This is a genomic window from Gardnerella sp. C0684A1 (assembly GCF_055326835.1).
This window is the reverse complement of record NZ_JBLTSX010000005.1, coordinates 1-14,427: the sequence shown is the minus strand read 5'-3', so window position 1 is coordinate 14,427 and position 14,427 is coordinate 1. Positions and strand designations below refer to the sequence as shown.

Sequence of the window (14,427 nt, the reverse complement as noted above, 5' to 3'; positions counted from 1 at the left end):
CCAATCAATTACTTGATTGGCTCTTTGCGAACCAGACACTGCCTGGCTTCATCACATTTTGATTGTACAAAAGAAACTAATGATTGTCAATAAAAAATAGGCAAACTATACACAGTACACAACACCATTGCACAAATATAAACTGCACAACGTCCACACACAAAAAGTGCCCCGGATCAGAATCGAACTGACGACACCCACTTTAGGAGAGTGGTGCTCTATCCACTGAGCTACCGAGGCAACAAACGGCAATTATACACTAAGGCGTGTCACTGCGGCGCGCGCTTAATCCTCAAGATTCGATTGCGTACCAGCTGTAGCCGCAGTTGCCGACTGCTCCGCCTGTGCCGCATCCAATTTGGCACGAACAGTGGCAAGCAGACCCTGCGCGCGCTTTGCCAACGCCTCGCCAATCTCCCACTGACGCATGGACTGATCCAGCGTCAAACCGCCAGCTTCCAACGCCTGAACCGCCTGAACCAGCTTTTCGCGAGCCTCTTCGTACGGCATCGCCTCAATCGCAGCGCGCTCTTCTTTCGTAAGAGTGCTTGCAAAATCCGCAGTTTCTGCAGTTTCTGTACTTTCTGCGTTCTTAGTTTCTTTCTCGCTCATATCTAACCTTTCGTTGTATCTGAAATATCTGAAATATCTAAAATATCTAAAAATTACTTACTTGACTTCACTGCAGCTACTTTTGTTCCAGTCGACTTTGTTCCAGTCACCTTGCCAAGTACCACACCGCTTTTAAGCGTAACCGTCATATCGTCGCCAACTTTCGCTAAAGCTGCATCGTCAAGCACTCGCCCACCGCTGAGCTGCACAACAGCGTACCCGCGATTCAAAGTCGATTGCGGACTTAGCGCAGTCAAGCTTGCGTGCGCCTTCTCAACAGTCAAACTCGCGTCGTCAAGAAGTCGCACCAAACCGTGACGCATTCGCTCAACAGCCTGCTCAACCAAGCGCTCGTGCGGCTCAAGCATAGTGCTCGGGCGCGTAAGGCTCGGGCGATTCGCATAACCCTCAACGAGCCGAATCTCATTGTCAACGCGCGCAGAAATTCGCATGCGCATAGTTTGCAGCGCATTATCAATAAGCTGCCACTGTTCGCGAACGTCCGGAACCACGCGCTTTGCGGCATCCGTAGGAGTCGAAGCGCGCATGTCTGCAGCCAAATCAATCAGCGTCCAATCGTCTTCGTGACCTATTGCAGACACAATCGGCGTCACGCATGCAGCCGTAGCGCGAACCACGCCCTCGTCCGAAAAACCAATCAAATCCTCAAAGCTGCCGCCGCCGCGAGCAACAATAATAACGTCAACTTCTGGATCGGCATCGAGCTGCTTAATTGCGGCAATAATATCCGCCGGGCATTGAACGCCCTGCACATGCGCATGAACAACTTTGAAGCGCGTAACAGGCCAGCGCAAATTCACGTTCGTAATAACATCGCCCTCCGCGCGCGCTTGAGGAGCACATACGAGACCAATGCACTTAGGAAATTCCGGCAGCGGAACCTTATTTTCAGCGTCGAATAAGCCCTCGCCTTTAAGCTTTTTACGCAACTCGTCAATTTGCGCTTTTAAGTCGCCAGCACCAACGCGCCTGATTTCGTCTGCAACGAAACTTAAACGCGTGGCTTTCACCCAAATATCCGCCTTGCCGTGAACTACAACGCGATCACCCTGGCGAAGTTCGCGCGCCTGCTGCACGAAATTGCTGAAGCCCATTACGGAAATCGACACTTCTTCGTTACTGTCGCGAAGAGTGATGTAGCCGGAAGACGCTCGACGCATGTTAATTTCGACGATTTGACCCTCAATCCACGCTGCTGGCCAACGTTCTACGGCACTGTGGAACTTTTGACTTAAAACGGCAACAGGCCATGGATTTTCGGCAGTTGTGTCGGCGGCTTTTAGAGGGAGCTGGCGCGGCTGCGGCTGCGGCGTAAATGGCGGCTGCTGTGGCTGCTGCTGAGACTGCTGCTGTTCAAGCTGCGAATAATCCTGGAATAATTGCGGCATCATATTTGACGAGGTCATGTTTCCAGCTTGACTGCAAAGAGGGACAAACACACTGTTGAATTCGAGTGGCGGAAGGATTAGATATGAAAAAACCCAAGCCGTAAAGCTTGGGTTTTGTTTGTGCCCCCTCAGGGATTCGAACCCTGGACACGCTGATTAAGAGTCAGCTGCTCTAACCAACTGAGCTAAAGGGGCGTTGGTTATCTCGGCTCGTTTTGCGAACCGAGAGATAACTATACTCAGAATACGCGCGCACGCAAGTTGGGCGTGTCGCATTGACGTTTATTCGTTAGTGACGTAGCTGCGCAAGGCGAAATTGTCGAAAACACAAAATCAACCGATGTTTTCGACAAAATACGAGGCGAAACTGTCGAAAACACAAAATCATTTGGTGAAATCGACAAAACACAAGCCAAAACCGTCGAAAACACAAAATCATTTGGTGAAATCAACAAAACACAAGCCAAAACCGTCGAAAACACAAAATCACTTGGTGAAATCAACAAAATGTGAGCTGGAATTGTCGAAAACACAAAATCGCTTGGTGAAATCGACAAAATGTGAGCTGGAATTGTCGAAAACACATAATCAACCGATGTTTTCGACATTTTCTATTGACTGCAAACGCGCGACTATTTGCAAGATTAATATCTCGCGTTTGGAGGATTATCTGTTGTAAATCACTCCATTCACGAGAAGCCTATCTCGCGTTTGGAGGATTATCCGTTATAAATCACTCCATTCACGAGAAACCTATCTCACGTTTGGAGGATTATCCGTTATAAATCACTCCAATTACGAGAAACCTATCTCACGTTTGGAGGATTTGAGGCTGTGTAGTGCTCCAAACGCGCGCAACCACATCGCTCACCGCGCGCAATCGTCACGCTACCCGCGCCGCAACTTACGCAACATTTCGCGCGAAATAAACAGCAGATGCTTGCCGCGAATATCAAAATCGCGCCGCTTCTTACCAACTGCAGCCAAAATCATCGTCGTCAGAACGGCGACTGTCAAAATCATCGCAAGCAGGAACAGCGTCATCCACAGCGGCCACTGTATGCGATCCTCCGGCGGCGCAACCGGATCCGGCAGCACACGGTAGCCCGTCACAAGCAGTCTGTGCGAATTCACGCCGTACGGAGTACACGTGAGCAGCGTCGCCAAATCGCGCCCCTTCTCGCGTTGCAGCAGACTAATATCGTGCGGATCGACCACGCTGATACGAAACACCCTATACCGCAGCGTCTCGCCTTGTACATCAAGGTAGAAGTAGTCGCCCTTCTTCAAGTTCACCAAATCGTCGAACATGGTGGCATCCGCAAGACCGGTATGCGCGGTAATAACCGTGTGTCGATTCTTACCACCCACAGGCAAATCCGTGCCATACAAGTGACCAGCACCACGCGCCAAAACTTCCTGCGAACTGCCGTGATAAATAGGAAGTTTTACACCAATCTTAGGAATTTTTACGATGCCCATAATGCCCATAGGCTCGTCCAACTGCTTCGCATATTCCTTATATTCCGGCGTGTTCATGTAATCAGAACTGCCGTTATACGGGTCTGCAGTAATAATCGCCTTATGACGCGCGTTATAGAGGCGCGCAGCACGCAAATGAGCGCGACGCACGTCACCAGCCTGATCGTGATTATACTTGTCGTAAGCTTCGGAAATTTCCTTAGAAACATGATTATTCCAAAGCGTTGAACACAGCGGATACGCGAAGCACAACAGGCCAGCAATCACGAATGCAATCGGCTCAATGACTTTACGAAGTTTAGATTTTTTAGAAGGATTTTTAGTTGTGTGCGAATTTGTAGATTGAGGTTGATCAGTTTTCGCAGCACTAACTTTAGCAGCGCTATTTTTATCAGTTTTATTCTGGAAAAGCTTGTTTTTAGAAATTTTGTTGAAGAAAGCATATACTTTCGTAACAACGCTGTTCAATTTCATGCTTCCTCCGTTCGTGGGTTTATATAACTAATTTCATTCTATGTGGCGCGAGTTTGGTGGGATTTCTCTCCTCGCACCTCCCGGCCTTCGCTACATATTCATGTGGAACATTATTAACGTAAAAGAACTTTGCTTATGTTGTACTTACGTTCGCTCAGTCCTCTTTTAGTGCTCGTAGAGAAATCCCCCCAAACTCTGCGTGCCAATTCGTTAACAACCGGGTTCATCACAAAGATTTAAGATTTTTCTTCTTCATTCGATGAATCACCACTTCGTGCTGCGAATCGACTTGCATGAGCGCTTAAAGCGTAGCGCGCGAATGCACTTCGATTCGCTGAGCTTGCTCAAAGTTGAAAGCACAGTGTGCTTTCAACGCAAGCGAAGGCGTGAGCGCGCTGTAACGCGCGAGCGATACATTTCGCTCTGTGCGAAAAATCTCAAATCTTTACCACACTAATAGCAAAGCATCTTCGACCAAGCAACACCCACCCCTCACGCGCTAATTCACCCACCGTTGTTATTTGCGTGGTAGGAGTGCATTTCGCGGTAGTGTTACTAGCACGGATGTTAGTGTTATTGGAACTGTCCGTATAGCAATAAAGCAAAGTTTCGAAAGACTTCCCCACTTTCTATCGCCACAGTACGTTTCGACAAAAAGCAGGGAAGTATCACAGCTAATCTACGTTAACTATTACGTTAACTATTTTTTATTTCCTCAAGTTCTTCTTCAACAACCTTCATTTTTTCGTAATAAGTATTTGCTAAATACAAGAAAAGCAATTGACAAAGTATAATAGCTATGAAAAACCAAAAGATAAATTCTTTGATTTCAACAAGAAGACCAAAATTACCTTGGGATACTACAACGTTCGCACAGCCAACTAACAATCCAGCAAGTCCTGAAAGGAATGCAACCACAAATCCTGAAGCGAAACCATGTAACACGTTGTAGATGTACCTTACTCTGTGCAGTTCCATCTCCAACGCATCCTTGTCGCCTTCAATGCCACCAATTGTGTCAATATAGTAATTCCCAATTCTTTTCTTTATTGAAAATATTCGTTTGATGATGCATTCTCTATCTGCATAAATATTCTTCATTTCAGCTTCTTTTATAAAAGATGATGAATTGTTATTGATTAAGGTTCTTTCCGAATGGAAAGAAGAGGAGACAGCAGACTGTGCTGCGCGAAGAAGAGGAATACTCGCACACACTAACGCGTGCGACGTTCGTTTCAAGCTTTCAACGCATATGCAAATCAAGCCATCGGTGTGCGCGAACACAGCGCAGCCTGCTGAGTTTTTAATTATAGCCAGGCGATTAAAGTTTTGCACGCAGCGCGTCTACAGTAACTTTAAATCGCCTAGCGCCTTGTAAATTTTGACAGAATTGTGCGGAATCAGGCTTCCTGCTGTTCCTCATCCTTCTTGCGGTTGCGCATGAAGACGAAGATGCCGAAGCACACCAAGCACACGCCAGCAAGAGCGAAGATGATTATGCCGTAAGAACCAGTCTTTGGAAGATTGAACCAGTTCTTACCTCCATCAGGACCACCATTTGGAAGATCCTTGAAGTTGTGAACATAAGCAGTAGCGGTTGATTCACCAGTTGGGATGGTTACCTTGTCAACAGCTGGAGACAAAACAAATCCATCAGGAGCCACAGTCTCTACAACGTAGAATTCTTGACCAACCTTTGCTTTGAAAGCCTTAGTCAAACCAGTATTAGCAGTTCCTGTTGCTTCGTTTGCAAAACCATCAGCATAGGATGCCTTCTTAGAGCAGCTATCATCTTTACGATCCTTATCCGCTGCGCAAGCATCAGCATCAGCCTTCTTAGCAAAGACAGCAAACTTAGCACCAGCAAGAGGAGATGTACCGTCGGTTCCGTTAACCTTCTTAATCTGGAAATCGCGAAGAGTTACCTTAGATTCGTTGCCTGGATTTGGATTAACAGGCTTTGGCTGTTCGTTTTCAGGAGTACCCTTCTTATATCCTGGCTGATAACCATACTTGTTAACGAGATCGCCAGCATCAACTGTTTCTTTAAGAGTGAATTTAAGATCAACAGTTAACTTTGCATTTGGCGTTGTTTTAAGCGCAGTAGCAATATCGCCAAGACCTAAATCTGTAAACGATACGGTAATACGCTTACGAGTGTCATCATTAGGCGTATCCTTAACTTCTACTTTATACTTATCTTCTTTGCCTTCAGAATTCTCAATCGGCGTATCACCAATTTTAACTTTCTGCACAACTTTCGCATTAGCATCATACGCTTTGATCAACGCATCATCCCACACAGCAAAGCCCTGATAATCATCAGCCGTACGATCCTTAACAGGCGTACCACTATTTGTGACTACAGAAGTTGAAATTGTATATGGCAAATCATCCTTTGCACCAACCATTCCCGTAGTATCAACAGTCTTACTAATTGCATCCTTAGTGTAAGCATTCTTAGGATCAACTGTTACATCATACTTGTAGGAATTATTACCGTCCTTGCGAGTGACTTCTGGGATGGTCATAAAGAATGGATTAGCAAGCTTTTCGTATCCATCTGGAACACTTGTTTCTTCAACTTTGTACAAGCCGATACCAAGATCACCGAAATCAGCAACACCATCACTATTAGTTGACTTCTCTGTACCATTATCGAAGGTTAAACCATCAGTGCTATTTGGTGTAGAGTTAAGAGTTTGCACCTTAGCTGCAACATTAAGCCACTGATCGTATTGTGTTAAATCAAAGTTGGTTACTTTATAAACCTTAAACTTTGCATTTTCTACCTTGGTGGATTTCTTTTGGTTACCACTATCATCGGTTTCATCCTTGTACTTGGTGATCTTGATGGAACCTTTTTTACCCTTATTGGCAGGATTCCAAGGTGCATCAGTATCAGCAGCTGCTGTAGAATCCGTAGCAAATGCTACGTTGTTTGCCACCACGGCGCCGGCGACGCACAGCGTGCCAGCCATTGCGAGCGAGGCGAATGCCGCCACGCATTGTTTAGTGAATTTATTCACTTTCTTCTCCTTTATATCAGTGCCCAATCGGGCAGGTTTTAGGAAAATACGTTTTGTTTGTTGTTGTGTTGCGACCGGCCGCGAGTTCTTGGTTTCCGTAGAATCCGCGTTTCCTTGGCAACAAGTTTTATGCCGCTTACCCGCTTCAACTCTGCGCACTGCGTTACTGCGTTTCCGCACGTTGCTGCACGTTTCCGCGTTTTAGCACATTACTGCGCTACTGCGTTGCTTGTGCTTTTAGTAGCGCACGAGCCGACTTGCGATGCGGCGAAACTACTGCAGTTTTTAAGCTGCAGAAAATTTTTCATCAGCATCGCCACCTTTCGGTAGCCCACCTTCTGACGCGCCTGAATGCGGCGCGCAACCATCCGGTGACTTTGCGGACAAAATCTTTTACAGGCGAACAATATTCATCAAATCGCCTAAACTTTACTTTTTTGACTAAACCGCGCCAAATTTTGGAAATTTTACTGTTTTGCGTAGTGGAGATACTCGCGTCTGAGCAAGTAACGCTGTCTTGCTGAGTGCAAGCTTGCATGATGCTGGCGGTCAATCTGCTAGCGATTCCGCGCAAACCGACCATCATGCCAGCAGCCGCGCCGACGAGCATCGCGTGACCCCACTTCGTCTGATCAACGAAGAACGCGCCGCACATAACGCACATGCCGATCATCGCCAGCACAAGCCACGCCATACTAAGCCCGTCCCCGCCGGTCTTTGGCAGCTTAAACGGCTCCACCACGTTGACTGGGAAGAACTTTGCAACGTAGTCAATGCCCTCAGTATCGGTAAAGCCCATAGCCTTAGCAAAGTTATTATCAGTAACGCTAATCTTGCTGTTCTTAATAGCTTTCTTATACTTACCCAAATCCGTAAGCTTCATCGCAAGCACAACGCAATAGTATTTGCCAGACTTCGTAGGAGCTTTGTCGCTGGTGATAGTTCCGCGCGCACGCTCCATCGTTCCGCCAGTGCTATCGAACAGGAAATGCTCATCGCCAGTATTGCAGTGATCACCATTATTGCTACCCTTACGGCAAGCTTCCTGACGAGCAAAGGTTGGATATTTCCACGCCTGCTGCCAATTAAGCTTGAAGAACAGATTATCAAGATTCTCACTCCAAACCTGAGGCTGCTTCTTTTTAGCTTCATCACTGTCGTCTCTACACAAAGCTCTAAGCGTAATGCCTTCAGGCTTGGCTGTGGACCACGAGTCAATGCCCATATCCTTCAGCAAGCCAACGCCTTTCATAACAACAATTCCGTTCGTACTGTCTACATCCCCAGTAAACTTGCCATTTTCATACTGCTTGTAAACGTTAAGATGCAAATCACCTTTGTTAACAGGCAATCTAGTAACCTTCACCTTTGCGTAGATAGGGTGATCCTTGTTAATAGAGCCTTCGCCGTCTGATACAGAGCCGTCCGGGTAGTGAACCCTAATCTCAGCCCAGTACTCGTCAGCATTCTGCCACTTATCTGGGCGGAATGTAACGGAGCCTTTGCCAGTAGCGTCCTTACTGGCTGCTTCTGCCTTACCGTCAGCTTTGTTATCTTCGCCGTCTTCAAAATTAGCCCAAGGCAAACTGCTTGCTTTCGAGTTTGTAATATCTCCAGCCTTAACAAAGCGCTTAATCTCGTACCAAGTGCCAGCAGGAAGAGCACCTTCCTTAACGTTCACCAAATCCTCTTTCGGAACGCCGTTAGCGCCAACTTCTTTACCTTCACTGTTCTTAGACGCCTTGTTGTTGCTTTGCGGTGCGTCCGAGCTTATAGCTGATTTTTGTGCATTAAAAGTACTACCAGCCTGAATTTCTGGAATATTCGCGTAAGTCGGGTTATACAGCTGATTGTCTTTATGAATATGCACAGAGAATGCGCCAGTTTTGTAGTCTTCGCCTTCTGTTCCGTAAGGATTATTATTAGCTTTCAGAACGCTTGGAACTGGGTCTTCGTTCTTATTAGAGTTGAGTTTAGCCTCAACAGCCTTCTTAAACTCATCAGACTTCTTATCGCCCTTTATAACGTAGACTTTGCACACATAGTCGCCAGTCTTCTGTGCCTTGCCGACGAAGAAAGCGTGCGTGCGTTCAAAAGTATCACGGCTTTTATCTCCATCAACCCAGTCGTCATATAAGTAAGTATCAGACTTGCACTTTTTGCTATTTGCATTGCAGTCAAGCTGATCCTTAAGCGATGAATGCTTCCAAATCGTCTGCGGCTCTAAAAGACGCAAACCGTCTTTTTCGTTATCATTCTTTGACTTCTCATTATTAACATGACCAGGAAGAATGCCATACGTGTAATCGGTTTGCTTCTTACCATCCTTGCTTTGCTTTGAGCAAATCATATGCTCGTGAAGATTGCCAACATCATTCGTTAAGTAAGCGTCAAACTTAGGGCGATCGTTGCCAGAAAGTAAATCTCCTGGATGAAGGTTTATGCCATTTTCAACGCTGATAGTTCTGTATTGAGAATCCTTTGTATACCTGAACAAGTTAAGACCAAATGTATTATTGCCAGGCTTAGCAGTAACATTCACCTTCGCATACACAGGATGCTTCTCGTTCACAGAGCCTTCGCCGTCAGAAACCGAGCCGTCTGGGTAATGAACTCTAACTTCCGCCCAATACTCGCCAGCAGACTGCCACTTATCTGGGTGGAATGTTACAGAACCGTAATCGCGATTAGGCTGATCTAAAGTAACTACCTTGCCGCTCTTCTTATCTATAACAGGCTTGCCTTTTTCATCGCGCATAACGTTATCTTCGCCGTCTTCAAAGTTAGCCCAAGGCAAACTGTTTGCTTTCGAGTTTTTAATATCGCCAGCCTTAACAAAGCGCTTAATCTCAAACCACGTTCCATCAGGAAGGTAATCATCAAGAATGCTAGCTTGCTCAGCTGGCAGAACACCATTTCCACCTTTAGTACTCTTTGGCTGATCAGTGCTGATATTGTCTTTTGTTGGACTGCTATACCTACCATCCTTAATTGACTTACCAGCCTGAATCGTTGGCATCTTTACATAAGTCGGGTTGTACTTTTGGTTGTCTTTAAGCTTGATTTTAAAGTAGAAATTGCCAGCAACCCACTCTGAGCCTTTTGTGTCTTTTTTAGCAGTCTCATAGTTAGTAAAAAGTGATTGAAGCGCAATAGAACCACCTGATGACGCATTTTCAAATGCTGTAAGCGATGCACTATAATCTTTACTGTCTTTATCACCAGGCTTTTGGTGGAAAGCGAACACTTTACACTCATACGAGCCGCCTTCCTTAGGCGTACCACCAATCAGCGCGCGCGAACGCTCCATAGTGTCTCTGTTGTATTCGCTAGAGTGAAGGTATTTGTTAGAGTTACTGCAATCCGTACCTTTGCAACTCTTGTCGTTATCTCGAATCCACTGGCGGAAATCCTCAAAATGCAAGCCGTTAATCTCGCCGCTAGCTTTTTTCTCCTTGCCTTCTGCAGGCTTAAGTAACGCGAACGGAGCTTTAGAATCATCCGTCCTATGGCATATCACGCGGAAAGTAATAGGACCTTTACCATGGTTCGCCCAAGAATCGAATACAATACCATTATTAGGGTTAGGGTTATCTTTATCTTTCGCACCTATTTTCTTGCCCTTATCAATCTCGTGCGGATTACTTTTATTCCCAAAGGAAAAACCGCCAAACGCGTTATTATCTATTTTCTTGCCGTTGTACAATCCAAGATTCAAGTCACTACCTGAAATTGGCAAATCACCCACTGTAACAGGAGCGTACACAGGATTACCACTATTACCAGAGTCATTATCTTTAGACGTAGAACCATCCGGGTACGTTACAACAACAGGAGTCTTAGTGTTTGCACCAGCTTCAGCATTAGACGGAGTAAACGTCACCTTGCCGTTTCCTGCATTTTGTGCATCAATCTTAGACCAGTTAAGCACGTCAGAACCGTAGTCACCATACTTCTCTAGCTTAAAAGTAGAACCTTTAGGAAGACTACCTACCCTAACCCACGGCTTTTTGTTAGCTCGTACGCTCTTAGGCTCTTCGCTGGTAGCAGAATTAAACTTATTCGTAGATTTATTGTAGTCAACAGTAGTTTCCTTGTACTGCGGTTTGTACAACATTGCGTTAGAAACAACCTTGATTTTTATAGGCACATCATTCTGAACCATCGGTGTCTTATACTTACAGTTGTATTTGTAATCACTAGGAGTTGGGTGCGTAATCTTTATCTTAAAATCAATCGTTGTTTGCTTACGATCCAACTTTCCTGGATTATAAGTAATATAACCAGTTTTACTATCTATGCTCACGCAACCTTTGTCAGAATTATTCTTACCAGTACTACAACTACTAGATTGCGTAACACCTTGTGGAATAGAAGTAAGCTCATACTTCATGCTAGAGCCGTTAGGAAAATCCGTTGGAATATTAGTAGTAGTATCAGTATCTTTTCCTGCAACATAGTGACCGCCATAATGGTTTTGTAGAGAATATTGACCGTCCCAGTCTCCTAAATCCCATCCCTGCCAAGAACCAGTATTAACGTACGGCTTAATTGTTACAGGCGTACCATACGTAGTAACAGGCACATTCTCTACGCCACCATAAGTAGTGTCCGAGCTTAAATTCTGATTATTTAACTTCTTTACATAATCATTCATCATGCTAGACGAATATTGAGGATATTTTATTTCAGTCTTACCATTTGGATCAGTAATATTATTCAAAACAGTATGCGGCTGATCACTATTACTAAAATCAGGCAAAGCGTCAGGATTCTTATGGTCATAGCCTTCCATAGAATCTGGAATACCATCGCCATCACTATCGAAAGGTCCAATAAAAGTCCACTTACTTCTAACTTCTACTGTACCATCTTTCTTCGTTTCTAAATCTCCGAAATCACTTTCAGAATATTTACCTTTGCCAGAGTTCCATCCAGCTGAGAACGGAAGATTCTTCAATACTAAATCTGAGCGATTTTCCATACTTTCATCAACAAACGCAGTGATATTCCACTGAAAAGCCGTATTACCTGAAACTTCAAAGTCAGCAAGAACCGTAGAGAAATCATTCTTCCAGTTTCTAATTTCGCACATGTCGTGCTTATCTTTCGGATCGCAATACGATGTAAGTCTGGAAGTACCTAAAGCATTGTCCCAATAAGAGTTAAATAGCTGTTGATCTTTACCAACGCCCTCTTTACCAGCTTTACCTTCATATAAATTACCGTCGAATGAATGCGCCCATCTAGAATCAGTGTTAACAAACTCATCTAATGTTTTATTAATTGTAACAACTTCCTCTTTAAATTTTAATGCACGACACCCCTTACCATTATCAGTTTTATCAAACTGTTTATCTTTTGGAAACGCGCTATACCACTTGTCTGTTTCAGGCCAGCAGCCATAGTTACGGTAACCAGCTCTATTACCAGACTTCCTTCTACTAATTCTTATACTCTTTCTATCAATACCTTTTGGAAGCCAAGCCATAAGAAGAGGTCTTTTACCACCAAACGCTTTATCTTCTTGCTTACCGCTATAAGGTTCACCTGTTACAATACTCTCGTACATTTGAGAATAAGTATTGAAGAACACTTCCCATTTAATCTGAGTTCTATTTCTACCAGTAGAAGAGTCATAAACATTGCGCACAACTTCAACGTTAGAAGCAATCTGACTAGGAGCATCCCCCATTCCAAAGCCAGAACCAGACACAAAGCCTGTACCAAAACTATTCCACCAAGCATGAATAGGTGCTTTACCATCTGCCCAACCCATCGCTTGTTTTTCTGGCGGCACGATGAGCATGGTTAGGAGCGTGGCGACTGCTACGAGCATTGCGAAGAGCGCGCGGCGAAGAGTGTGAGATGGGCGTGCTGCGCGAGTGGTGGTGCTTTCGGCTACGTTGCCGGAAGTTACTGCGGTACTGGAGGTACTAGCAGTGCTGGAAGTAAGAACGGCTACATCACGCTCGCTGGTCTTATGCCAAGCCAAAGCGCGCGACGCAAGACGACCCACGCGTGATGCGAATCCACGGAACTTTGCTGGTAGCATTTTCTTCGCCTTCCTAATCCTTCACTGCCGCAAAAAGCCAATCTTTTGCGCAACTAACCATCTTAATAGTTCGTCATTGCACAAAAACTGAGCCACTTACAGCACACACCTGCAGCCAATTGCAAAACAACCGCAGATAGCGAGTATCCCATACCCCTACAGCCTATAGGCAATGCGATCACAAGAGCCTCTAGTATTTATACCCCCCCCCCCGCGGTGTATTTCAAGTAATTCTCACAGCTTTTTATAGCATAGCGTAAAACTTTTTTTATATTGCAAATATAGTTAAAAATCTATAGTGAAATGCATAACTTACGTATATTTTTCAAATATTCCCCAAAAATAAAATTTGCAAAAATCAGCACACAACGCGTTCGGCGTGTCTTAAAACCACTATATATTGTTATAACCTATATGCCACTTCGCTAAATATGCCACAACTTGCTCGCGCGCGAAACTAAGTGGCCGCAGTGCGCAAACATGTACAGTTTACACCGTCTATATGCGGAAATAATCAACAATTACTTGCATAATTAATGACATTTACGTTACACTGTATATAATTATTGTGTATATTTATATGAGAGAAAAGTACAAACCAACCACAGGAATCAAAATGACTACAGCAACAACAGATATAGTAAACGTAAACTTTCGAGCAAAGAAAGAAGACAAACTCAACGCGGAACGAGTTTGCAAAGAACTCGGAATCTCTATGAGCACCGCGCTGAACGTGTTTATTAAAACTATTGGTCGCGAAAAAAGAATACCACTAGATTTTTCGCTAGACCCATTTTACTCACCATCAAATCAAGCATATTTGAAATCGCAGATTGAAGGCGTTAAAAATGGCACAATCAAACTCGAAGAGCACGATTTAATCATGGATTAGAATTTAGGATTCAAACAATGAGAAAAATCGCTTGGACTCCAGACGCTTGGAATGACTATCTCTATTGGGAAAGCGACAATAAAACTCGTAAGAAGCTGAACAATATTATTAAAGAGATTATGCGTAATCCAATCGACGGAAAAGGTAAGCCTGAACCACTCAAAGGAAACTATTCTGGTTGTTGGAGTAGACGAGTAAACGATAAAGATAGAATAGTTTACTCATTTACAGATGACACGATCATAATCTACGCCTGCAGAGGACACTACGACGACAAGTAGTAAAACATAAGCACGTTAAATATTTTTGCAGTCAATAGAAAATGTCGAAAACATCGGGCGATTTGGTATTTTAGACAATTCCAACTCGCTTTTTGTCGATTTCACCAAACGATTTTGTATTTTCGACAGTTTTGACTTGCGTTTTGTCGATTTCATCGGGCAATTATGTGTTTTAAACAGTTTCATCTCGAAT

Annotated in this window: 9 protein-coding genes and 2 tRNA genes; 2 read left to right on the top strand and 9 right to left on the bottom strand. The window is 44.5% G+C overall.

What is annotated here, in order from left to right; translation table 11 throughout:
• Nucleotides 1-167: 167 nt before the first annotated feature.
• The 9 genes from ACNEUN_RS05235 to ACNEUN_RS05195 form a co-directional block, all read right to left on the bottom strand.
• Nucleotides 168-240, bottom strand: a tRNA-Arg gene (locus tag ACNEUN_RS05235).
• A 45-nt stretch (nucleotides 241-285) separates the two neighbouring features.
• Nucleotides 286-612 carry an exodeoxyribonuclease VII small subunit gene (locus ACNEUN_RS05230; RefSeq protein WP_463631313.1) on the bottom strand — a complete coding sequence of 109 codons (327 nt, stop codon included), beginning with the start codon at nucleotides 610-612 and terminating at the stop codon, nucleotides 286-288.
• Between the two features lie 53 nt (nucleotides 613-665).
• Complete coding sequence (xseA, locus tag ACNEUN_RS05225; RefSeq protein ID WP_463631311.1) at nucleotides 666-2,039, bottom strand: exodeoxyribonuclease VII large subunit; 1,374 nt, start codon at nucleotides 2,037-2,039, stop codon at nucleotides 666-668.
• 103 nt (nucleotides 2,040-2,142) lie between these two features.
• Nucleotides 2,143-2,216 (bottom strand) — tRNA-Lys (locus ACNEUN_RS05220).
• A gap of 44 nt (nucleotides 2,217-2,260) precedes the next feature.
• Nucleotides 2,261-2,629 (bottom strand): hypothetical protein, encoded by a 369-nt coding sequence (locus ACNEUN_RS05215; protein WP_463631309.1) that lies wholly within the window; start codon nucleotides 2,627-2,629, stop codon nucleotides 2,261-2,263.
• Between the two features lie 280 nt (nucleotides 2,630-2,909).
• Nucleotides 2,910-3,977: a class C sortase gene (locus ACNEUN_RS05210; protein ID WP_463631307.1), complete on the bottom strand. Its 1,068-nt coding sequence runs from the start codon at nucleotides 3,975-3,977 to the stop codon at nucleotides 2,910-2,912.
• Nucleotides 3,978-4,673: 696 nt separating this feature from the next.
• Nucleotides 4,674-5,078: a hypothetical protein gene (locus tag ACNEUN_RS05205; RefSeq protein ID WP_463631305.1), complete on the bottom strand. Its 405-nt coding sequence runs from the start codon at nucleotides 5,076-5,078 to the stop codon at nucleotides 4,674-4,676.
• Between the two features lie 299 nt (nucleotides 5,079-5,377).
• A complete protein-coding gene (locus tag ACNEUN_RS05200; RefSeq protein WP_463631304.1) occupies nucleotides 5,378-7,006 on the bottom strand; it encodes a SpaH/EbpB family LPXTG-anchored major pilin in 1,629 nt (542 codons plus the stop codon).
• A 307-nt stretch (nucleotides 7,007-7,313) separates the two neighbouring features.
• Nucleotides 7,314-13,061, bottom strand: coding sequence for a Rib/alpha-like domain-containing protein (locus ACNEUN_RS05195; protein WP_463631302.1), 5,748 nt, complete (start codon nucleotides 13,059-13,061; stop codon nucleotides 7,314-7,316).
• A 616-nt stretch (nucleotides 13,062-13,677) separates the two neighbouring features.
• Here ACNEUN_RS05195 and ACNEUN_RS05190 point away from each other — a divergent pair.
• Nucleotides 13,678-13,953, top strand: coding sequence for a type II toxin-antitoxin system RelB/DinJ family antitoxin (locus tag ACNEUN_RS05190; protein WP_463631300.1), 276 nt, complete (start codon nucleotides 13,678-13,680; stop codon nucleotides 13,951-13,953).
• A gap of 17 nt (nucleotides 13,954-13,970) precedes the next feature.
• Complete coding sequence (locus ACNEUN_RS05185; protein ID WP_463631298.1) at nucleotides 13,971-14,234, top strand: Txe/YoeB family addiction module toxin; 264 nt, start codon at nucleotides 13,971-13,973, stop codon at nucleotides 14,232-14,234.
• Nucleotides 14,235-14,427 lie beyond the last annotated feature (193 nt).

Excerpts from the sequence above, each read along its gene's own strand:
- ACNEUN_RS05230 (WP_463631313.1), bottom strand. The coding sequence starts at position 612 with ATGAGCGAGAAAGAAACTAAGAACGCAGAAAGTACAGAAACTGCAGAA.
- xseA (WP_463631311.1), bottom strand. The coding sequence starts at position 2,039 with ATGACCTCGTCAAATATGATGCCGCAATTATTCCAGGATTATTCGCAG.
- ACNEUN_RS05215 (WP_463631309.1), bottom strand. The coding sequence starts at position 2,629 with ATGTCGAAAACATCGGTTGATTATGTGTTTTCGACAATTCCAGCTCAC.
- ACNEUN_RS05210 (WP_463631307.1), bottom strand. The coding sequence starts at position 3,977 with ATGAAATTGAACAGCGTTGTTACGAAAGTATATGCTTTCTTCAACAAA.
- ACNEUN_RS05205 (WP_463631305.1), bottom strand. The coding sequence starts at position 5,078 with ATGAAGAATATTTATGCAGATAGAGAATGCATCATCAAACGAATATTT.
- ACNEUN_RS05195 (WP_463631302.1), bottom strand. The coding sequence starts at position 13,061 with ATGCTACCAGCAAAGTTCCGTGGATTCGCATCACGCGTGGGTCGTCTT.
- ACNEUN_RS05190 (WP_463631300.1), top strand. The coding sequence starts at position 13,678 with ATGACTACAGCAACAACAGATATAGTAAACGTAAACTTTCGAGCAAAG.
- ACNEUN_RS05185 (WP_463631298.1), top strand. The coding sequence starts at position 13,971 with ATGAGAAAAATCGCTTGGACTCCAGACGCTTGGAATGACTATCTCTAT.